The following is a 19,296-nucleotide window of genomic DNA, read 5'->3' on the forward strand; positions in this document are numbered from 1 at the left end:
GCCCGGCCGGGACCACGCGAGACGTTTTGCGTCGACCACCCGGCATTGGGATTTGCCCGAGCCCCCTTAGGCCCATAGAATGCGTCGATGCGCGATGATCTCTCTCTTTTGCTGAACTCCCTCAACGATGCCCAACGCCAGGCCGTAGCGGCCCCCGTTGGCCGTCAGTTGGTCCTGGCCGGTGCCGGCTCCGGTAAAACCCGAGTGCTGGTGCACCGTATCGCCTGGTTGATCCAGGTCGAGAACGCGTCCCCGCATTCGATCCTGTCGGTGACTTTCACCAACAAGGCCGCTGCCGAGATGCGCCACCGCATCGAGCAGTTGATGGGCATCAGCCCGGCCGGCATGTGGGTGGGCACCTTCCACGGCCTGGCGCACCGCCTGTTGCGGGCACACTGGCAGGAAGCGGGCCTGGCCCAGACCTTCCAGATCCTCGACAGCGATGACCAGCAACGCCTGGTCAAGCGCGTGATCCGCGAGCTGGGTCTCGACGAGCAGCGCTGGCCGGCGCGCCAGGCCCAGTGGTTTATCAACGGCCAGAAAGACGAAGGCCTGCGCCCGCAGCACATCCAGGCCAGCGGCGATTTGTTCCTGGCCACCATGCGCAGCATTTATGAAGCCTACGAGGCCGCCTGCGCACGCGCCGGCGTCATCGACTTCTCCGAGCTGCTGCTGCGCGCCCTCGACCTGTGGCGCGACAATCCGGGTTTGCTGGCCCATTACCAGAAACGCTTCCGTCACATTCTGGTGGACGAGTTCCAGGACACCAACGCCGTGCAGTACGCCTGGTTGCGCCTGCTGGCCAAGGGCGGCGACAGCCTGATGGTGGTGGGCGACGACGACCAGTCGATCTACGGCTGGCGTGGCGCGAAAATCGAGAACATCTACCAGTATTCCGAGGACTTCCCGGACGCGGTCACCATCCGCCTGGAGCAGAACTACCGCTCCACCGCCGGCATCCTCAAGGCCGCCAACGCCTTGATCGCCAACAACACCGGGCGCCTGGGCAAAGAGCTGTGGACCGACGGCGGCGAAGGCGAGGCGATCAACCTGTATGCCGCGTTCAACGAGCACGATGAAGCGCGCTACGTGGTGGAAACCATCGAAAGCGCGCTGAAAACCGGGCTTGCCCGTAGCGATATCGCGATTCTGTACCGTTCCAACGCCCAATCGCGGGTGCTGGAAGAAGCCTTGCTGCGCGAGCGCATCCCGTACCGCATTTATGGCGGCCAACGCTTCTTCGAGCGTGCGGAAATCAAGAACGCCATGGCTTACCTGCGTTTGCTCGAAGGCCGTGGCAACGACGCGGCACTGGAGCGGGTGATCAATATCCCGGCCCGTGGCATCGGCGAGAAAACCGTCGAGGCGATTCGCGACCACGCGCGCCATGCCGATGTGTCGATGTGGGAGTCCATGCGCCTGCTCATCGCCAATAAAGGCCTGACCGGCCGTGCTGCCGGGGCGCTGGGGGTGTTTGTCGAATTGATCGAGAACCTCGCGGCCAAGTGTTCGGAAATGCCCCTGCACCTGATGACCCAGACGGTGATCGAGCAATCCGGGCTGATTGCCTATCACGAAGCGGAAAAAGGCGAGAAAGGCCAGGCCCGGGTAGAAAACCTCGAGGAACTGGTCAGCGCCGCCCGCGCGTTCGAAAACACCGAGGAAGACGAAGAGCTGACCCCGCTCGCCGCCTTCCTCGGCCATGCATCCCTGGAAGCCGGCGACACCCAGGCCGATGAGCATGAAGACAGCATCCAGTTGATGACCTTGCACAGCGCCAAGGGCCTGGAGTTTCCGTATGTGTTCCTGGTGGGCATGGAAGAAGGCCTGTTCCCCCACAAGATGAGCCTGGAAGAGCCCGGCCGTCTTGAAGAGGAACGCCGCCTGGCCTATGTGGGCATCACCCGCGCAATGCAGAACCTGGTGATGACCTACGCCGAGACCCGACGCCTGTACGGTAGCGAGACCTACAACAAGGTGTCGCGCTTCGTACGTGAAGTGCCGAAGGGACTGATCCAGGAAGTGCGCCTGTCCAACAGCGTCAGCCGCCCGTTCGGCGGGGGCCAGCAGCAGAACTCCAGCAGCATGTTCGCCGGTTCCGAGATTCCGGAAACCCCATTCAGCCTGGGCCAGCAGGTCAGGCATGCGATCTTCGGCGAAGGCGTGATCCTCAACTTCGAAGGCGCCGGTGCCCAGGCTCGGGTACAGGTGAACTTCGCCGAAGGCAGCAAATGGCTGATGATGGGCTACGCGAAGCTCGAAGCGGTCTGAAACATTTGCCTACATGAAGGTTATTGGCCCGCCCTTGTTTTTAATGAGCGCGGGCCAATATCTGTAATACGTCCTACAGACCATTCTGTTTCGGTCTTACGCAAAAGCCCGAAACATTATGTCGCTAGCCACTGTCACTACACCTGTGCAACATGGCGCGCGTGCAATCCACAAATGGGAATTCCCTTTATGAAACGTTTTCTTAGCATCGCCATGGCGTTGTGCATCGGCCTGACGATGAGCCTCGACGCCAACGCCAAACGCTTCGGTGGCGGCAAAAGCTCGGGCGCGGCGCCGACTCACCAGACCAGCCAAATGGCTCCATCCGCCGGTGCCGGCGGTGCTGCCGCTACCGCAGGCGCAGCCGGTGCTGCCGGCGCCGCTGCCAAGGCCGGCGGTGCTTCGCGCTGGTTGGGCCCGCTGGCCGGTATCGCGGCCGGTGGCCTGCTCGCTTCCATGTTCATGGGCGGCGGCTTCCAGGGCATGCAGATCTTCGACATCCTGATCATGGCGGTCATCGCCTTCCTGGTCTTCCGTTTCATCGCCGCCCGTCGCCGCAAGCAGCAGGAGCACATGGCTCCGGCCGGCGCGCCGATGCAGCGTGAAGTGTTCGAGCAGAAGCCAGCCATGGGTTCGATCTTCGGTGGTTCGGCAGCGCCTGCCGCAGCCCGCCCGGTGATCAACGCACCGGCGTGGTTCAACGAAGAGCGTTTCGTCGAAGCGGCCCGCAGCCACTTCCAGTCCCTGCAGCAGCACTGGGACGCCAACGAAATGGACAAGATCTCCGAGTTCGTGACCCCGCAACTGCTGGAGTTCCTCAAGCGCGAACGCGCCGACCTGGGCGACGGCTTCCAGTCGACCTATATCGACGACCTGCACGTGCAACTGGAAGGTGTGGATGATCGCGCCGACAAGACCATCGCAACATTGACCTTCAGTGGCGTGTCGAAGACTTCGCGTTTCGACCAGGGTGAAGCGTTCAGCGAAAGCTGGAACATGGAACGTGCCCAAGGCGACAACCAGCCATGGCTGGTCGCCGGTATCCGCCAGAACGGCTGATACCCACGCGCTTGAGCAAGCCGTAACAAAACCCCGGACCTGTCCGGGGTTTTCTATTTCACGGTTGCACTTATGGCGAGCTACTGTATAAAACGCCCCTATAAACCGCGCCATCAGCAAGAGGATCCCGGCCGTGGAAGAAATCATCGAACAATTGCGTGAAGCCAATGAACCGGTCCCGGTTCCTCTGGAGTTGCCTGACGAAGATCAACTGGTGGAAATCGAGGAACAGCTGTTCATCGACATCCCGTTTGTCTTTCGTGAATTCCTGCTGACCGTCAGCGATGTGGTGTACGGCAGCCTGGAGCCGGTGACCGTCACCGACCCGCAATCCCACACCTACCTGCCGGACGTGGCTGCCAACGCCTGGGATGCCGGTGTTGACCGCAGCATGATCCCGATCTGCCAGGACGGTGACGATTACTACTGCGTCGAAGAAGACGGCACCGTGGTGCTGTGGTCCGGCGAAGAAGAACTCGTCACCGAAGAGACCTGGGAATCGGTGTGGCACTGGGCGCGGGACGTCTGGCTGGAAAGCTGACACCTGACCCCCGTGGCGAACGGGCTTGCGGTGGTGAGCGGGCTTGTCCCGCGCCGGGCCGCGTAGCGGCCCCCACTAGTGCTCCGGCGTATCCTTATGGTTATCCAGCGTCTCCAGCAAGGCGACCTGCATCCGCGTATGCACACGGATGAACCATCGCCAGAGCACGGCCGCCACCGCCGCTGTGACCACGGCAATCAGCACCAGCAACTTGTTGGTCGGCAGAATACTGGCCGACAAGGCTGCCAATAGCACAAAGATCACCAGCAGCGACAAAATCGGGATCAGCTCCGCAATCACCCGTCGCACACGCTGGGTATGTCGCCCGGCCATTTCCGGCTTCACACTCATCTCCGCCAGCAACATCGACAGCGCCTTGAGCTTGCGGTACGCCGCAATCAGGAACGGCAGCGACAACAGCAAGGCCCCACCCCAGATCAACGCCTTCTGCCAGCTTGGATCACTGATCCAACCTTCCAGATACCCACCAATGCGCACCGCGAAAAAGCTTCCGGCGAAGAAAATCGCGATCACCAGCGCCAGGTTCACGCCCACCTGCAGGATGATCTTGCGGATCATCGACGCCAGCATGGCGCCCTCGCCTTGCGGCTGAATACTGCGCAACCATTCGCCGTACATGCCGAACACCCGGATCAGGCGCTTGGGCATCACGGCGGCGATCTTCAATGACAAAGGGTCGGCGCCGCGAATCAGGTACGGCGTGAGCAGCGTAGTAATCGCCGAAACGGCCACCGCCACCGGATACAGGAAGTCGCTGGTTACCTGCAAGGTCATGCCCAGCGCGGCGATAATGAAGGAAAACTCGCCAATTTGTGACAGCCCCATGCCTACGCGCAGTGAGGTACGGCCGTCATTGCCGGCGATAAAGGCGCCCAGGCCGCAGGACAGCATCTTGCCCAGCACCACAGCCACGGTGATCACCGCGATCGGCCAGGCGTATTGCAGGAGGATCTGTGGGTCGATCATCAAGCCGATCGCCACAAAGAAAATCGCGCTGAACATGTCGCGAACCGGCTCGATCAGGCGCTCGATCTTAACCAATTGCCGGGACTCGGCCATGATCGCACCGATCAGAAACGCCCCCAGCACCATGCTGTACTCCAGTTTGACCACCAGCAGGCAGAAACCGAAACACAGGCCCAGCACGGTGATCAGCAGCATTTCGTTGCTTTCGAACTTGGCCACGTAGGCCAGCAGGCGCGGCACCAGCAAAATACCGATGACCAACGCGACGATCATGAACAGCGAGAGCTTGCCGACCGTGGAGAACACCTCGCCGGAACTCACCGTACCGCTGACGGCGATGCTCGAGAGCAAGGCGATGATGCCGATGCCGAGGATGTCTTCCACAATCAGCACGCCAAAAATAAGTTGGGCGAAGCGCTGGTTTTTCATCTTCAGGTCATTGAGTGCCTTCACGATGATGGTGGTGGAGGAAATCGCCAGGATCGCGCCGAGGAACAGCGAGTCCATGGTGTTCCAGTCGAACCAGCGGCCAATCTCGTAGCCGATCCAGATCATCAGGATGATTTCCAGGAAGGCTGCGATAAACGCCGTGGCCCCCACCTTGAACAGCTTGCGCAGGCTGAACTCCAGGCCCAGGCAGAACATCAGGAAGATCACCCCCAGCTCGGCGAGGGTCTTGATGGTGTCTTCGTCGTGGATCAGGCCGAACGGCGGGGTGTGCGGGCCAATGATGAAGCCGGCGACGATGTACCCCAGCACTACGGGTTGCTTGAGGCGGTGAAACAGGACGGTGACCACCCCTGCCACCAGCATGATCACGGCCAAGTCCTGGATAAAGCTGATGGCGTGCATGGCGAGGGGCTCCTTGAGGGTACTGGCGCTTTTCCCACTTCCGCACGCGCCTTTGAAAAATCGCAAAGTGCGGAAGGAAAAGTCTGCCTTGATCGTAAGAAATGCCCTGAGATGGGCTTTTGAAGGTTAACACCGCGACTTCCGCCGGAAAGCCGGTGCAATATATGGAAACAGATCGGTGAACGCGTGACGGCAAGCCGCCCACCGGCGTCCCGTAAGGGATGGCGCTGCAAAGATCCCAGCACCCGCAGAGGTGCCCCCCAACCAATGCCTACAACCCGTGAGTGTGCTATGGAACCCGGAAACGCCCAGCTGTCGATGACGGTATTGATGACCCCTGACATGGCCAACTTCTCAGGCAATGTCCACGGCGGCACCTTGCTCAAGTACCTCGACGAAGTGGCCTACGCCTGTGCGAGCCGTTATGCCGGTCGCTATGTGGTGACGCTGTCGGTGGATCAGGTGATTTTTCGCGAGCCGATCCATGTCGGCGAGCTGGTGACATTCCTTGCATCGGTCAACTACACCGGCAATACGTCGATGGAAGTGGGCATCAAGGTGGTGACCGAGAACATCCGCGAGCGCTCGGTGCGTCATACCAACAGCTGCTTCTTCACCATGGTGGCCGTGGACGACCAGCGCAAACCCGCTGCCGTGCCACCGCTGCAACCCCATAACAGTGAAGACAAGCGCCGGTTCGTGCAGGCCCAGCAGCGCCGGCAGATCCGCCAGGAACTCGAGAAGCGCTACCAGGAAATCAAGGCTGACGCGCTGTAAGTCCAACCAAAAATGGGGGAGGTTTGCCCCCCTCCCACATTGGGTTCTGTGTACTTACAGGCTGATCGGCGTCGCCTCGAAACGTACGCGAGGATGGGCGATGCGGTCCTGGGCGCGGACCAGTTCCAGCTCGTAACTGGCGCAGGCCTGGGTTTCCAGCAGTACTTCGTGCACCGCCGCGGCCGTGAACTCAAAAGCCGCCAACAGACTGTCGCCCAGCAACACCCGCGCCAGGAACAGCCCCGACGTCAGGTCGCCCACGCCCACCGGCTGGCGCGGGAACGCCAGCAGCGGCCGACGCAGGTGCCAGCTGCCCTCAGCGGTTACCAGCAGCATCTCGAAACCATCCGGCAACTTGCCCGGGTAATCCAGGTGCTTGACCAGCACCGCCTTCGGGCCACGGGCCAGCAATGCCTTGGCCATGCCCAGGCAGTCGAACAGCGATTGCGGCTTGCGCCCGGCAAAGCTGTCCAGTTCCAGTTGGTTGGGGCACAGGAAGTCGGCCATGGCCGCCGCTTCATCCAGCAGGAAATCGCTGACGTCCTGCGGCACGATGCAGCCCTTTTCCGGATGGCCCATCACCGGGTCGCACAGGTACAGGGCCTTGGGGTTGATGGCCTTGATGCGCGCCACACCGGTAAGAATCGCGCGGCCCTGATCCGCACTGCCCAGGTAGCCAGACAGGATCGCATCGCAGTTGCCCAGCTCGCCGATGGCGGCAATGCCTTCCACCAACGCAGGAATCTGCTGCGGCGCCAGCACTTCGCCCGCCCACTGACCATACTGGGTATGGTTGGAGAACTGCACCGTGTTCAGCGGCCAGACGTTCACCCCGACCCGCTGCATGGGGAACACGGCGGCGCTGTTTCCGGCGTGGCCAAAGACCACATGAGACTGGATCGCAAGCAGATGAGGTGTGCGTTTCATGCAGGAGATTTCCGTAAAGCCATTGAAATTCTGGCCGCGCAGTATGCGACTAAACGCAGCCTGTACGACAGACCGACGACACAGTTAAGCTGCTCTCACTTTGTTGGAGTTTTTCGCATGCTGACCCTGGGAAACATCTTCGTGTTGATGCTGCTGGCGACCGGCGCCGCCTGGGTATGGCACAACCACGGCCTGCGAGAGCGGGCGTTGGCGCGGGTCAAGCAGCATTGCGCCAAGCTCGATATCGAATTGCTCGACGGCGCCGTGGCGTTGAAGCGCATCGGTTTTGTGAGGGATGCCAACGGTCGGCGACGTCTGGCGCGTATCTACAATTTCGAGTTCACCGTCACGGGCGAGACCCGTCACAGCGGGACCATCACGCAATTCGGCGCCCACAGTGCGCAGATCGAACTGGCGCCCTACCCGTTCGAGGTCAAGGAAGCACTGCCCAGCGCCAATGTGATCGAGCTGAGCCAATGGCGCCAGGACCACGCCACCAAGAACCGTCAGTAACGGCAGGCGGCCAGTGCAGCTTGCAACGCGGCTACGTCCTGGGGTGCACTGAAGATCAATTCGATACGTGAGTCGCGACGCCATTCGCTGGGTTGCCAGGTCAGCGGGCTGTTATCCACAGCGTTGGCCGAGATCCATCCATCACGGCTGTGGATAACCAGTTTGGCGCGGCGCCACTCAAGGGATGTCAGCCACAGGTGCAGACGCTCGGAATCGAATTGCTGGCTCGGGTGCCAGCGCCAACCGATACTCCAACCGCCCTCCTGGACCTGTCTCAGGCAGATCGGCGATGCTGGATCGCTCCAGATAGCCGGCAATTGAGCCAGCCCCTTAGGCACGGCAAAGTTATCCACAGCCGCTTCAGCCTGCGCATTCAAGCCTGGCAGTTTGCCGAGCGGCACGTGCGCCTGGCGCGTCCAATAAATATCGCGGTCGGGTAGCTGTCGTTCGACGGCCTCGCGTTGCGCAGCATCCAACCCTTCATCCTTGTTCAATACCAACAGCCCGGCACTGGCCAGCGCTTCCTGCTGCGCTGGCGGCAAGGGTTTGCCCGCTGCCAGCGCCTGGGCATCCAGTACCAACACACAGGGCTGAACCGCCAGCACCTGCTGCCACGGCGCTTCGCGCAACTGCTTGAGCAACTGTGCAGGATGGCCCAGGCCCGAGGGTTCGATAAACAACCGATCCGGCTTGGCCTTACGCAGCAACCGGCCCAGGCCGACCTGGAACGGTGCGCCATTCACACAACAAAGGCAGCCACCGGCGACTTCACCCAGGGCAATGCCATCGTCACCCAGGCTCAGCAATGCCGCGTCCAGGCCGATCTGGCCGAACTCGTTGATCAACACCGCCCAGCGCTCGTTGGCCGGGCGTTGGGCAAGCAGGTGCTTGATCAGGCTGGTCTTGCCGGCGCCCAAGGGCCCGGCAATCACGTGGGTGGGAATGTTCTGCAGCATGGGTGCCATCTTTCGGACCGTGTAGAGGGTTTGATCCTACGCGGTTACGCGAGCCAATCCAGCGTCAGAATCAATCGGCGCTCATCCGCTTTCAGCGCGGGGGAGCGATGGATCAGGCCGTGATCTTCGTTGCCATGCCATTTGCTGCCTTTGAGCAGGGCCACTTCACCGCACTGGATCTGTTCGATGCGCTCACTCGGTTCGGCGTCCGGTTGGCTGAGCTTGCGGCGGTCCATCACCCCTTCGCGCAACCACTGGCTGCCGATGCCGGCATAGGTGGTGATCAGCCGTACCGGCACATGGTCAACGTGAAAACGCGGGCACATGGCTTTATCCAGCAGCCGCAGGCGCACACCGATGCGCTTGGCGCCGAGCAGGCACGCAAAGGCGCTGACCAGCCACGACACATCGGCGACAAAACCTTCGTAGCCTTCAAGATTGCGGCAACTGGATGCCAGACCGCACAGGTTCGGCTCGGCGTCTTCGTTGTTGAGTTCGATCACCAAGGACTCGGCCAACGGCTCATTGAGCGCCACCAGCAAGGCGCCGAACTCGGCAATATGCAACGGCAATTGGCGCTGCCACAGCGCCAGGTTCACTCCGTCTTCGAGAATATCGGACAGCGCCAGCGGGGTTTCACCACAGGTCTGGCGAACCACCGGGCGCAAGGGGATAAGCGGTGCCAGCATCAGGCGGCCTCTTCATACCAGGGACCAAACGGATCAGCCAGCAGGCGCCAACCTTCGACACCCAGGGCCAGTTCTTCATCGGTGAGCAAGCACGCGTCCAACTCGGCACGCATCCGCGCGAAGTCGATGTTTTGTCCGATAAACACCAGTTCCTGACGGCAGTCGCCGGTACTGAGCTGCCAGTTGCCCATGATGGCGGCGACGCTTTCTTCGTCCTGGGGCCATTGGCTTTTTGGCACAAAGCGCCACCAGCGTCCGGCAAAGCCATGGCGCATCAAGCCACCGGCCTGGGACCAGCTGCCCGCATCCTGATGCTTGCTGGCCAGCCAGAAAAAGCCCTTGGAACGCAGCAATTTGCCGTTGACCCAAGGCCGGTCGATAAAGTCGAAGAAGCGTTGCGGGTGGAAGGGCCGACGTGCGCGGTAGGCCGTGGAGGCGATGCCGTACTCTTCGGTTTCCGGTACATGTTCACCCCGCAACTCCTGCAACCAGCCCGGCGCCTGCGCGGCACGTTCGAAGTCGAAGCGGCCGGTGTTGAGGATCTTGTGCAGCGGCACCTCGCCCATGACCATCGGGATGATTTCCGCCTGGGCGTTGAGACGTTCAAGGATCGCCATCAGTTCCTCGCGCTCATGGCTGCTGATCAGGTCGATCTTGCTGATCAGGATCACATCGGCGAATTCGATCTGCTCGATCAACAGGTCGGTGATCGAGCGTTCGTCTTCCTCACCGAGGGTTTCGCCCCGTGAGGCTAGGCTTTCGGCAGCCTGGTAGTCGATCAGGAAGTTCATGCCGTCGACCACGGTGACCATGGTGTCCAGGCGCGCGATGTCGGCCAGGCTTTGCTCGTTTTCATCACGGAAGGTGAAGGTTTCAGCCACCGGCAACGGCTCGGAGATACCGGTGGATTCGATCAGCAGGTAATCGAAGCGACCTTCCTTGGCGAGTTTTCCGACTTCTTCGAGCAAGTCTTCACGCAAGGTGCAGCAGATACAGCCGTTGCTCATCTCCACCAGTTTTTCTTCGGAACGGTTGAGGGTAACGTCGCGCTGCACCTCGCTGCCGTCGATGTTGATTTCGCTCATGTCGTTGACGATCACCGCCACGCGCAGGTTTTCGCGGTTGCGCAGGACGTAGTTGAGCAGCGTGCTTTTACCGGCGCCGAGAAAGCCGGACAACACGGTAACGGGGAGACGATTGGGCATCAGGTAATCCTCATCAGGGTTGGCCGGTCAAATCGCCCGTTTATGGCGTTCGCGCAGCTCTTGACGTTCTTTGGCTTCGATACACAGGGTGGCGGTGGGACGCAGCAGCAGGCGTTGCAGGCCGATGGGCTCACCGGTTTCGCGGCACCAGCCGTATTCGCCGCGGGCGAGCAGTTCGAGGGCGTCGTCGATTTTGTCGAGCAGCTTCTTTTCCCGCTCCAGCAAGCGCAGTTGCCACTGGCGCTGTTCTTCGGCGCTGCCCACATCGGCCGGGTCGCTGTTGGGCTCCTGCTCGCGCAGCACCAGGAATTCGCCCTCGATGCGCGCTTGAAGTTCATGGCGCTGAGTCAGCAGCAGTTCGCGGAAAAAGCCCTGCTGGGCTTCATTCATGTAGTCGGCGGGCGGTTGGGCCAGCAGGTCTTGTTCGGTCATGGGGAGCGGTTCACGGGTCAGGCTGTGCATTTATGTTATAGTATAACAATACAAATAAGCCAATCCCCCTTGCTCATTACGATGAAGGGCGCAATGCTTGAACACTTCCCAGCCCCGAGCCCCCCTATGAAATACCTGGTGTGCGCCCTGTTACTGGCAGTCGCAGGGCCTGCCTGTGCCCAAGCGCCAAGCTTGCTGGCCACGTGCACGCGCAGCGCCAACCTGTTGGCCTGTGTGGACCCCCTGGGCAATGCCTACAGCGTGGCAACGGTGGGCACCACCACGTATTTGCGTGGTTTCGAGGTGATCGGGAAACGTTATTGGGCACAAACCAACAGCCGCTACGGACAACTGACGTTCTTTACCGGCCTGGCGTCGGATGGAGAGGCATGGGTTGGCTACACGCGGCGGGTGGGCTGGACCACGATCAACCGGTTTTCCAGCTCCGGGGGCGCCACTGCCAAATTCACGTGCAGCCGAATTACCGGCTGTTAGGCCTGGGCATTCTTCTGTTCCTGAACCCAGGCCATATAGCTGTTCATCGGCGGGTTCTTCTGGAAGTAATTTTTCAGGCCTTCGAACAAGCCATCCGCAACCGCTTGTTGATGACGCGCCGTCACCAGGCGCTGGGCGTCCTGGGCATTGGAGATAAAGCCGGTCTCCACCAGGATCGACGGCACGTCCGGTGACTTGAGCACCGCGAACCCCGCCTGTTCCACACGCTTCTGATGCAGGCTGGTGATGCTTTGCAGACTCCCCAGCACCGAGCTGCCCAGTTGCAGGCTGGAGGCGATGGTGGCGTTCATCGACATATCAAGAATCACCCCGGCCAGCATCGGGTCCTTATCCTTGAGGTTGAGCAAGGTGGTGGCGCCCAGCAAATCCGCGCCGTTTTCACGCTGGGCCATAAAGCGCGCCGTGGCCGAGGTCGCGCCGCCCTCCGACAGCGCATACACCGAGGCGCCCGAGGCCGTGAGCCGTGGCGCGGCATCGGCATGCACCGAGATGAACATATCGGCCTTGTGCTGACGGGCGATGTCCACACGCTTGCGCAGCGGCACAAAGAAGTCGTCGTTACGCACCAGTTTCACGTCAAAACCCTTTTCGCGCTTCAAGCGCTTGGCCAGCAGTTGGGCGATAGACAGCACCACGTCTTTTTCGCGCTGGCCCTTGGACCCGACAGCGCCGGGGTCTTTGCCGCCGTGGCCGGGGTCGACCACCACGATAATGTCGCGCTTGGGGTGCGCCTTGTTCACCGCGGCCACCAAGGGCACCGCCTCAGCCGCGATTTGACGCGGTGCACGGGTGGCGCTGGTCAGGTCCAGCACCAGGCGATGCCCCTGCCCGTCCTGAGGCGGCAATACAAAGCTGTTGAGCTGCATCGGCGCGGCCAGGTCGAGCACGATGCGCGTATCCGCCTTGCCGAAATGCCCCGAGCGAATCGAGGTGATCCCGCTGTTCTTCAGCTCAAGTTGAGAAAAGTCACCACTGAGACCCGCGCCGCTCAGGTCGATGATCACGCGTTCCGGAGCAGTCAGGGAGAAGGTCTTGTATTGCACTGGGCCGCTAAGGTCGAACACCAGGCGCAGCTTGTCGTCCGAACGCCACAGGCGTGCATTGCGGATCTGGGTCGCGTGGGCGGCGAACGGCAAAGCAAATAAAGGGCTGGCCAGGAGCAGGTTGAGGAGCTGACGTCTGTGCATGACAAATACCGCAAATGGAGGAGCGTCCGTACTCCACATGAGTGAAAAAAGGCCGGGGCAGAAAATTCATCGTCGACTCTATTGTTATACTATAACATGTCGAATTATTTCCAACGATGGACCTGCTTATGAATGCGCTGACTCTGCCGGATATTGCCGCGCAGGCTTCACGCCAAGCCTTGCCACTCGACTGGGTGGGCATGTGCGGCATCGCCCTGCCGATCCTCATTGACGGCCAACGCCTGAGCGCCAGCGCCGATGCCGGCGTCAGCCTGGACGATGGCGCCGCCCGTGGCATTCATATGTCACGCCTGTACCTGGCACTGGAGATGCTCGAACAGCAGCCCGTTACGCCTGCACTTCTGCGCAATGTACTGCAGCGGTTTCTCGACAGTCATGAAGATTTATCTAAGAACGCCTACCTGCGTCTGCACACGAATTTACTGCTGAAACGCCCAGCACTGGTCAGCCCATTGGCCGGCTGGAAGGGCTACCCGGTGAGCATCGAAGCGCGCCTGGAAAACCAGATGTTCCACGTGGAACTAAAAATTGACGTTACCTATTCTTCAACCTGCCCCTGTTCCGCCGCCCTCGCCAGGCAGTTGATTCAGCAGCAATTTCTCCAAGACTTCGCTAACACGCCGTTGCAGCATGAAGACGTGCTGTCCTGGCTCGGCAGCGCCAACGGTATCGTCGCCACGCCCCACAGCCAGCGCAGCAGCGCGCAGTTGCACGTGCACCTGCAAGGCGAGCATCTGGCGCCGACCGAGCTGATCAACGCGGCCGAAGCCGCCCTCGGCACCGCCGTACAAACCGCCGTAAAACGCGCGGACGAACAAGCCTTCGCCCTGGCCAACGGGCAGAACCTGATGTTCTGCGAAGACGCCGCCCGCCGCCTTAACCTCGCCTTGAAACGCTCGGATGCGGTCAAAGCCTTCCACCTCAAAGTGATCCACGCCGAAAGCCTGCACGCGCACGATGCCGTGGCTGAAAGCCGCTGGACGAGAAACCCTGCATGATCACCTGCACCGCTTTACGCTGGGGCGCCCCTGGCCAACCGCTCACTCCCGCCGTGGATTTCACCCTGGAAAAAGGCAGCCTCACCGGCGTGATCGGCCCCAACGGCTGCGGCAAAAGCAGCCTGCTCAAAGTCATCGCCGGCTTGCAAAAACCGTTGGCGGGCAAAGTGACCGTGGATGTTCCACGCCGAGGTGGCCTGTCGTTCCTGCCGCAGCAACAGCACCTTGACCGCCAGTTCCCCATCAGCCTGCAAGAACTGGTCGCCGCCGGCTTCTGGGGCACGCGCCTCACCCCGCAGCAAAGAAGCGAGCGCCTGCAAAAAGTGTTGGAAGACTGGTGCCTCAGTGGCCTGGAACAGCGCCCGCTGATGGCGTTGTCAGGCGGCCAACTACAACGCGCATTGCTCGCTCGCATGAGCCTTGCCGAGTCGCCAGTGTTACTGCTTGACGAGCCCCATGCCGCTCTGGACGAAGAAGGCCAGGCGCTGTGCTGGAGCCATATCCACGCCTGGCACGCCGAAGGCCGGACATTGGTGGTGGTGTGCCATGACCTGGCTTCCGTACGCCAACACACCCAACAAGTGGTGCAGATCAAAAGCAGCGGCTGCGTGTTCGGTTCCAGCAAAGAGTTGATCCGCCCGCAGCCGCACATGCAGGTGGCCTGATGCACTTCGCCGCCCACCTGTGGATGCCTTTCCTCGACTTCGTCTTCATGCGTCGCGCCCTGATCGGCGGGCTGGTGCTCGCCTGCAGCACCGCTCCGCTCGGCGTATTTCTGATCCTGCGCCGCATGAGCCTGATCGGTGACGCCGTCGCCCACGGCATATTGCCCGGCGCCGCACTGGGCTTCTGGTTCGCGGGCTTGAGCCTCCCCGCGCTGACCATCGGCGGCCTGGGCGCTGGCCTGGGCATGGCCGGCCTGTCGGCGTGGATCACCCGCCGCACCGGCCTGCGCGAAGATGCCAGCCTGGCGGCTATCTACCCCATCTCCCTCGCCGCCGGCGTGTTGATCCTGGGTCTGGCCGGCAAGCGCCTGGACCTGCTGCACCTGCTGTTCGGCTCGGCCCTGGCCGTCGACGAAACCACCCTGACCGGCATGCTCTGGGTTTCCGGGTTCAGCCTGATCGCCATGGCGCTGATCTACAAACCGCTGCTGCTGGACACCCTCGACCCGCTGTTCCTGCAAACCGTCAGCCGCCTTGGCCCCCTGGCCCACGGCTTGTTCCTGACCCTGGTGGTCCTGAACCTGGTGATTGGCTTCCAGGCCATCGGCGCCTTGATGGTGGTGGGTTTGATGATGCTGCCGGCCATCGCTTCACGCTTCTGGAGCCGGCGCCTGCCGGTGTTGATCGCGGTATCGGCGGTGCTGGGATGCCTGTCGGTGTGGTTGGGTTTATTGCTGTCGTTCTACTTCTCGCTGCCCAGCGGCCCGGCGATTGTGCTGGTGGCTGGCGGTGGGTACCTGCTGTCCGTGGTCTTCGGTCCGGTGCACGGCTTGCTGCGCCGCCCGCCTTTGCTTACATCCCAATGAGGTGTTTCCCGATGCGCGCTCTACTCGTGCTGTTCAGTCTGCTGCTGCCGTTGTCGATGGCCCAGGCCGCCGACAAACTCCAGGTGGTTACCAGCTTCAGTATTCTCGATGACATCACCCACCAGATCGGTGGCGACCACATCCAGATCAGCAACATGGTCGGCCCCGACGCCGATGCCCATACCTACGAACCCACCCCTGACGACGCCAAGGCGCTGCTCAAGGCCAAGCTGATCATCAAGAACGGCCTGGGCTTCGAGCCGTGGCTGGACCGCCTGGTGACCAGCACCGAAACCAAGGCCACGGTGGTCACCGCCAGCAAAGGCGTGATTTCCCACACCATGGAGGAAGACGGCGAAACCATCCCCGACCCGCACGCCTGGCACAACCTGGCCAACGCCGAAATCTATGTGAACAACATCACCAAGGCGCTGGTGGCTGCCGACCCGGCCAACAAGGCCGACTACCTGCGCAACAGCCAGGCCTACCTGAAAGAAATCTACCGCCTGCTGGCCGAAGCCAAGACCAAGTTCGGCGCGCTGCCGCCGGGTAACCGTCGCATCGTTACCTCCCATGACGCCTTCGGCTACCTGGGCCAGGCCTATGGCATCCAGTTCCTCGCGCCGCAAGGCCTGTCCACCGAACGTGAACCGTCGGCCGCCGAAGTCGCAGCGCTGATCACCCAGATTCGCAAGGACAAGGTCAAGGCCGTATTCATGGAAAACATCAAGGACTCGCGCCTGCTCAAACAGATCGCCGATGAAAGCGGCGCGCAGATTGGCGGCACGCTGTACTCCGACGCCCTGGCCGCAGAAGGGCCGGCGAGTTCCTTCACCGGGCTGTTCGAGTACAACCTCAACACCCTGTGCGCAGCATTGAGCAAGCCATGACCCTGAGCATGCTCGAACTGGAAGGGGCTGCCGTCGGCAGCCGCTTTCCACTCGCCGCCGTGCTCGACGCCCTGCCGTGGAACAGCGACGGTCTGATCGCCGCCATCGCCCAGCAACACGGCAGCGGCGAAGTGCTGATGCTGGCCTGGATGAACCGCCAGGCCCTCAACGAAACACTGGATACCGGGCAGGTCTGCTATTGGTCGCGCTCGCGTCGACAGCTGTGGCGCAAAGGCGAAAGCTCCGGCCACTGGCAACAGTTGGTGGAAGCGCGCCTGGATTGTGACGGCGACGCGGTACTGCTGATCGTCGACCAGCAAGGCCCGGCCTGCCACACCGGCCGCCCCACCTGTTTCTACAACGCCATCGACGGCGCCTACGTTCACATCATGACGGAGCCAGTTGCATGATCCGCAAGAACCCTTCCGGCGATCTGCCGGTGATTGCCGAATCGGCCTACGTCGACAAGACCGCGATCATCTGCGGCAAAGTCATCATCGGCGAGAACGTGTTTGTCGGCCCCTACGCCGTGATCCGCGCCGACGAAGTCGACGCCGGCGGCGCCATGGACCCGATCACCATCGGCGCCAATTCCAACATCCAGGACGGCGTGGTCATCCACTCCAAGTCCGGCGCCGCCGTGACCATCGGCGAATTCACATCCATCGCCCACCGCTCCATCGTCCACGGCCCCTGCACCGTCGGCGACCGGGTGTTTATCGGTTTCAACAGCGTGCTGTTCAACTGCGCCGTCGGCGATGGCTGCGTGGTACGCCACAACTCGGTGGTCGACGGCCGTGATTTGCCCGCCGCCTTCTACGTACCCTCCACCACCCGCATCGGGCCGAATACCGACCTGTCGCAATTCCCGCCGGTGAGTGTCAGCGCCTCGGAGTTTTCCGAAGACGTGGCACGTACCAACGTCGACCTGGTGCGCGGTTACAAAGCCCTGCAAAACGAGTTCTGAGCCATGAGCCGCCTGCTGATCCGCAACGCCCGCCTGGTGAACGAAGGCGAGGAATTCGACGCCGACGTGCTGGTCGCCCATGGCCGTATCGAAAAGATCGCCAGCAGCATCGGCGGGAACGCCGCGCCCGTGTCCATCGACGCCCAAGGCCAGTGGCTGCTGCCGGGCATGATTGACGACCAGGTGCACTTTCGCGACCCCGGCGCGCCGGACAAGGGCAGCTTCTACAGCGAGTCCCGCGCAGCGGTAGCCGGCGGCATCACCAGCGTCATGGACATGCCCAACACCAACCCGGCCACGCTGAACCTGGAAGCCCTGGCCGATAAAAAGCGCCGCGCGGCCCTGCACTCGGTGGCCAACTACGGCTTTCACTTCGGGGTCAGCAACGACAACCTCGACACCGTCGCCGCCCTCGACCCGCGCGAAGTGGCCGGGGTCAAAGTGTTCATGGGCGCCTCCACCGGCAATATGCTGGTGGACGACCCACGGATCCTGGAACGGCTGTTTGCCGAAGTGCCGACCATTCTGCTGGCCCACTGCGAACACACGCCGAGCATCCAAGCCAACGAGCAGCGCATGCGTGAGCGCTTTGGTGACAGGATCCCCGCCGTCGCCCACCCGCTGATCCGCGATGCCGAAGCATGCTATCGCTCATCCTCCTTCGCGGTGGAACTGGCCAAGCGTCACGGCACGCGCCTGCATGTACTGCACCTGACCAGCGCCCGCGAGTTGGTATTGTTCGAAGACAAACCCCTGGCGCAAAAACGCATTACTGCTGAAGTCTGCGTGCACCACCTGCTGTTCGATGACCGTGACTATCACCGCCTCGGCCACCAGATCAAATGCAACCCGGCGATCAAGACCCGCGCCGACCGCGACGCCCTGCGCCTGGCCTTGCTGAGTGATCGTCTGGATGTAATAGGTACTGACCATGCGCCGCATACCTGGGCGCAAAAACAGTTGGAGTATCGTGAAGCGCCCGCGGGTCTGCCCCTGGTGCAACACGCGCTGCCAGCGTTGTTGGAATTGGTCGCCGATGGGCTGCTGCCCCTGACCACCCTGGTGGCCAAGACCAGCCACCGTGTCGCCGACCTGTTTGCCATCCCGGACCGGGGTTACCTGCGCGAAGGGTATTGGGCCGACCTGGTGCTGATCAAACCGGAGCCCGAAGGAAAACCGGTCAGGGACGAGCCGATTCTTGCCCGCTGCGGCTGGACGCCGTTCGCCGAACGCAGCTTTCGCCACAGCGTGAGCACCACCCTGGTCTCCGGCCACCTGGCCTGGCACAACGGCCAGGTGGTCGATAGCTGCCAGGGTTTACCGCTGTACTTTCTGCGTTAAGCGCGAGGCTTGACCGTGCCGCAATCGGTGCCCAGCCATTGGGCGTGGGTATCCAGGCTGCCCTTCTGTTGAACGCCGGTGGCATTGAAGGTGCCGTTGACGGTGGTGGTGAATTCTTTCTGGCTCTGGAAGGTAGCGACGCCGGTGCCCTGGGCTTTCGGGCAACTGAAACGGAATTTCCACTGGTTACCGGTCTTGTCGGTCACTTCCTGTTTGCAGCCCGATTGCGGGTCGGTCAGGGGGATCGAATCAGAGGCGACTTGTGCCGGGGTGAGGCACACCTGCACGCCTTTGCCGGCCATGGTGATGCCTTGTTTTTCCAGCATGGCGCGCTGTTCGGGGGTCATCTGTTGCTTGAGCTGGCCGAGGATCAGCGACAGGTCCGGCAGGTCCTGGTTATCGACTTTCATATTGCTGGTGGTCAATTCCCACAAGCCCGGCGCCAGCATCTGCGCCTGCGCTGCCACCGGCAACGACAAACCAACAACCATGGCCAAACCAAGCAGACGAGCATTCATCGGGTAACTCCTGGGCAATTGTGGGCGTTAGACGCCGCAAAAGTGCCAGTGTTGCACGGCAAATAAAATAGCGACATTCGCCGCCGTTCATGGTCTGTTAGCCATTGGATTGTCTGGA

21 protein-coding genes are annotated in these 19,296 nt (G+C 61.7%); 13 read left to right on the forward strand and 8 right to left on the reverse strand.

The features are described 5' to 3' along the window. Positions 1–87: 87 nt before the first annotated feature. The 3 genes from uvrD (at position 88) to BLQ09_RS06735 (ending at position 3,871) form a co-directional block, all read left to right on the forward strand. A complete protein-coding gene (gene uvrD / locus BLQ09_RS06725; RefSeq protein WP_027608218.1) occupies positions 88–2,271 on the forward strand; it encodes a DNA helicase II in 2,184 nt (727 codons plus the stop codon). Positions 2,272–2,460: 189 nt separating this feature from the next. Then, the gene (locus tag BLQ09_RS06730) at positions 2,461–3,330 is read left to right on the forward strand and encodes a Tim44 domain-containing protein (protein WP_027608217.1); all 870 of its coding nucleotides are present in this window, start codon (positions 2,461–2,463) and stop codon (positions 3,328–3,330) included. 133 nt (positions 3,331–3,463) lie between these two features. Further along, complete coding sequence (locus tag BLQ09_RS06735; protein ID WP_017739032.1) at positions 3,464–3,871, forward strand: SMI1/KNR4 family protein; 408 nt, start codon at positions 3,464–3,466, stop codon at positions 3,869–3,871. A gap of 75 nt (positions 3,872–3,946) precedes the next feature. On the opposite strand, the gene BLQ09_RS06740 is transcribed toward BLQ09_RS06735, so the two are convergent. Continuing rightward, positions 3,947–5,710, reverse strand: coding sequence for a cation:proton antiporter (locus tag BLQ09_RS06740; RefSeq protein WP_092355947.1), 1,764 nt, complete (start codon positions 5,708–5,710; stop codon positions 3,947–3,949). A gap of 291 nt (positions 5,711–6,001) precedes the next feature. Here BLQ09_RS06740 and BLQ09_RS06745 point away from each other — a divergent pair, with 291 nt between their 5' ends. Further along, positions 6,002–6,487 carry an acyl-CoA thioesterase gene (locus BLQ09_RS06745; RefSeq protein WP_003177014.1) on the forward strand — a complete coding sequence of 162 codons (486 nt, stop codon included), beginning with the start codon at positions 6,002–6,004 and terminating at the stop codon, positions 6,485–6,487. Positions 6,488–6,541: 54 nt separating this feature from the next. Here the strand turns inward: BLQ09_RS06745 and pdxY are convergent, their stop codons facing one another. Continuing rightward, positions 6,542–7,414, reverse strand: a complete 873-nt coding sequence (pdxY, locus tag BLQ09_RS06750; protein WP_065926771.1) for a pyridoxal kinase PdxY — start codon at positions 7,412–7,414, stop codon at positions 6,542–6,544. A gap of 117 nt (positions 7,415–7,531) precedes the next feature. Here pdxY and BLQ09_RS06755 point away from each other — a divergent pair, with 117 nt between their 5' ends. Further along, the gene (locus tag BLQ09_RS06755; RefSeq protein ID WP_027608214.1) at positions 7,532–7,927 is read left to right on the forward strand and encodes a DUF3301 domain-containing protein; all 396 of its coding nucleotides are present in this window, start codon (positions 7,532–7,534) and stop codon (positions 7,925–7,927) included. Here the strand turns inward: BLQ09_RS06755 and BLQ09_RS06760 are convergent. Genes BLQ09_RS06760 through dksA form a run of 4 tightly spaced genes read right to left on the reverse strand, consistent with a single transcriptional unit; the run spans position 7,921 to position 11,209 of the window. After that, positions 7,921–8,883 (reverse strand): CobW family GTP-binding protein, encoded by a 963-nt coding sequence (locus BLQ09_RS06760; protein WP_092355950.1) that lies wholly within the window; start codon positions 8,881–8,883, stop codon positions 7,921–7,923. The genes BLQ09_RS06755 and BLQ09_RS06760 overlap by 7 nt on opposite strands. A 44-nt stretch (positions 8,884–8,927) precedes the next feature. Next, a complete protein-coding gene (locus tag BLQ09_RS06765) occupies positions 8,928–9,572 on the reverse strand; it encodes a DUF1826 domain-containing protein (protein ID WP_092355953.1) in 645 nt (214 codons plus the stop codon). Beyond that, positions 9,572–10,777, reverse strand: coding sequence for a zinc metallochaperone GTPase ZigA (zigA, locus tag BLQ09_RS06770; RefSeq protein WP_027608211.1), 1,206 nt, complete (start codon positions 10,775–10,777; stop codon positions 9,572–9,574). The genes BLQ09_RS06765 and zigA overlap by 1 nt, the downstream gene beginning before the upstream one ends. A 27-nt stretch (positions 10,778–10,804) precedes the next feature. Next, positions 10,805–11,209 (reverse strand): RNA polymerase-binding protein DksA, encoded by a 405-nt coding sequence (gene dksA / locus BLQ09_RS06775; RefSeq protein WP_065937939.1) that lies wholly within the window; start codon positions 11,207–11,209, stop codon positions 10,805–10,807. 126 nt (positions 11,210–11,335) lie between these two features. Between dksA and BLQ09_RS06780 the strand changes: the two genes are divergently transcribed. Further along, positions 11,336–11,704 carry a hypothetical protein gene (locus BLQ09_RS06780; RefSeq protein WP_027608209.1) on the forward strand — a complete coding sequence of 123 codons (369 nt, stop codon included), beginning with the start codon at positions 11,336–11,338 and terminating at the stop codon, positions 11,702–11,704. Here the strand turns inward: BLQ09_RS06780 and BLQ09_RS06785 are convergent. Then, the gene (locus BLQ09_RS06785) at positions 11,701–12,912 is read right to left on the reverse strand and encodes an N-acetylmuramoyl-L-alanine amidase (RefSeq protein ID WP_092355956.1); all 1,212 of its coding nucleotides are present in this window, start codon (positions 12,910–12,912) and stop codon (positions 11,701–11,703) included. The genes BLQ09_RS06780 and BLQ09_RS06785 overlap by 4 nt on opposite strands. Before the next feature lie 128 nt (positions 12,913–13,040). On the opposite strand from BLQ09_RS06785, the gene folE2 reads away from it, so the two are divergent. The 7 genes from folE2 to BLQ09_RS06820 are packed head-to-tail and all read left to right on the forward strand — an operon-like array spanning position 13,041 to position 18,660. Next, positions 13,041–13,931, forward strand: coding sequence for a GTP cyclohydrolase FolE2 (folE2, locus tag BLQ09_RS06790; protein ID WP_092355959.1), 891 nt, complete (start codon positions 13,041–13,043; stop codon positions 13,929–13,931). Beyond that, on the forward strand, positions 13,928–14,596 hold the full coding sequence (locus BLQ09_RS06795; RefSeq protein ID WP_027608206.1) for a metal ABC transporter ATP-binding protein: 669 nt from the start codon (positions 13,928–13,930) through the stop codon (positions 14,594–14,596). Before folE2 ends, BLQ09_RS06795 begins: the two co-directional genes overlap by 4 nt. Beyond that, positions 14,596–15,462, forward strand: a complete 867-nt coding sequence (locus tag BLQ09_RS06800; RefSeq protein ID WP_027608205.1) for a metal ABC transporter permease — start codon at positions 14,596–14,598, stop codon at positions 15,460–15,462. Before BLQ09_RS06795 ends, BLQ09_RS06800 begins: the two co-directional genes overlap by 1 nt. Positions 15,463–15,473: 11 nt before the next feature. After that, on the forward strand, positions 15,474–16,352 hold the full coding sequence (locus BLQ09_RS06805; RefSeq protein ID WP_027608204.1) for a metal ABC transporter substrate-binding protein: 879 nt from the start codon (positions 15,474–15,476) through the stop codon (positions 16,350–16,352). Further along, a complete protein-coding gene (gene hisI, locus BLQ09_RS06810) occupies positions 16,349–16,762 on the forward strand; it encodes a phosphoribosyl-AMP cyclohydrolase (protein WP_027608203.1) in 414 nt (137 codons plus the stop codon). The genes BLQ09_RS06805 and hisI overlap by 4 nt, the downstream gene beginning before the upstream one ends. Beyond that, entirely contained in the window at positions 16,759–17,319 is a 561-nt protein-coding gene (locus BLQ09_RS06815) for a gamma carbonic anhydrase family protein (protein WP_027608202.1), read from the forward strand. Before hisI ends, BLQ09_RS06815 begins: the two co-directional genes overlap by 4 nt. Before the next feature lie 3 nt (positions 17,320–17,322). Beyond that, on the forward strand, positions 17,323–18,660 hold the full coding sequence (locus BLQ09_RS06820; protein ID WP_092355962.1) for a dihydroorotase: 1,338 nt from the start codon (positions 17,323–17,325) through the stop codon (positions 18,658–18,660). On the opposite strand, the gene BLQ09_RS06825 is transcribed toward BLQ09_RS06820, so the two are convergent. Then, entirely contained in the window at positions 18,657–19,178 is a 522-nt protein-coding gene (locus BLQ09_RS06825) for a DUF3617 domain-containing protein (RefSeq protein WP_092355965.1), read from the reverse strand. The two genes, BLQ09_RS06820 and BLQ09_RS06825, sit on opposite strands and share 4 nt — an antisense overlap. Positions 19,179–19,296 lie beyond the last annotated feature (118 nt).

Source organism: Pseudomonas sp. NFACC25, from assembly GCF_900100935.1.
GTDB lineage: Bacteria > Pseudomonadota > Gammaproteobacteria > Pseudomonadales > Pseudomonadaceae > Aquipseudomonas > Aquipseudomonas marginalis.

Excerpts from the sequence above, each read along its gene's own strand:
- uvrD (WP_027608218.1), top strand. The coding sequence starts at position 88 with ATGCGCGATGATCTCTCTCTTTTGCTGAACTCCCTCAACGATGCCCAA.
- BLQ09_RS06730 (WP_027608217.1), top strand. The coding sequence starts at position 2,461 with ATGAAACGTTTTCTTAGCATCGCCATGGCGTTGTGCATCGGCCTGACG.
- BLQ09_RS06740 (WP_092355947.1), bottom strand. The coding sequence starts at position 5,710 with ATGCACGCCATCAGCTTTATCCAGGACTTGGCCGTGATCATGCTGGTG.
- BLQ09_RS06745 (WP_003177014.1), top strand. The coding sequence starts at position 6,002 with ATGGAACCCGGAAACGCCCAGCTGTCGATGACGGTATTGATGACCCCT.
- pdxY (WP_065926771.1), bottom strand. The coding sequence starts at position 7,414 with ATGAAACGCACACCTCATCTGCTTGCGATCCAGTCTCATGTGGTCTTT.
- BLQ09_RS06755 (WP_027608214.1), top strand. The coding sequence starts at position 7,532 with ATGCTGACCCTGGGAAACATCTTCGTGTTGATGCTGCTGGCGACCGGC.
- BLQ09_RS06760 (WP_092355950.1), bottom strand. The coding sequence starts at position 8,883 with ATGCTGCAGAACATTCCCACCCACGTGATTGCCGGGCCCTTGGGCGCC.
- BLQ09_RS06765 (WP_092355953.1), bottom strand. The coding sequence starts at position 9,572 with ATGCTGGCACCGCTTATCCCCTTGCGCCCGGTGGTTCGCCAGACCTGT.
- zigA (WP_027608211.1), bottom strand. The coding sequence starts at position 10,777 with ATGCCCAATCGTCTCCCCGTTACCGTGTTGTCCGGCTTTCTCGGCGCC.
- dksA (WP_065937939.1), bottom strand. The coding sequence starts at position 11,209 with ATGACCGAACAAGACCTGCTGGCCCAACCGCCCGCCGACTACATGAAT.
- BLQ09_RS06780 (WP_027608209.1), top strand. The coding sequence starts at position 11,336 with ATGAAATACCTGGTGTGCGCCCTGTTACTGGCAGTCGCAGGGCCTGCC.
- BLQ09_RS06785 (WP_092355956.1), bottom strand. The coding sequence starts at position 12,912 with ATGCACAGACGTCAGCTCCTCAACCTGCTCCTGGCCAGCCCTTTATTT.
- folE2 (WP_092355959.1), top strand. The coding sequence starts at position 13,041 with ATGAATGCGCTGACTCTGCCGGATATTGCCGCGCAGGCTTCACGCCAA.
- BLQ09_RS06795 (WP_027608206.1), top strand. The coding sequence starts at position 13,928 with ATGATCACCTGCACCGCTTTACGCTGGGGCGCCCCTGGCCAACCGCTC.
- BLQ09_RS06800 (WP_027608205.1), top strand. The coding sequence starts at position 14,596 with ATGCACTTCGCCGCCCACCTGTGGATGCCTTTCCTCGACTTCGTCTTC.
- BLQ09_RS06805 (WP_027608204.1), top strand. The coding sequence starts at position 15,474 with ATGCGCGCTCTACTCGTGCTGTTCAGTCTGCTGCTGCCGTTGTCGATG.
- hisI (WP_027608203.1), top strand. The coding sequence starts at position 16,349 with ATGACCCTGAGCATGCTCGAACTGGAAGGGGCTGCCGTCGGCAGCCGC.
- BLQ09_RS06815 (WP_027608202.1), top strand. The coding sequence starts at position 16,759 with ATGATCCGCAAGAACCCTTCCGGCGATCTGCCGGTGATTGCCGAATCG.
- BLQ09_RS06820 (WP_092355962.1), top strand. The coding sequence starts at position 17,323 with ATGAGCCGCCTGCTGATCCGCAACGCCCGCCTGGTGAACGAAGGCGAG.
- BLQ09_RS06825 (WP_092355965.1), bottom strand. The coding sequence starts at position 19,178 with ATGAATGCTCGTCTGCTTGGTTTGGCCATGGTTGTTGGTTTGTCGTTG.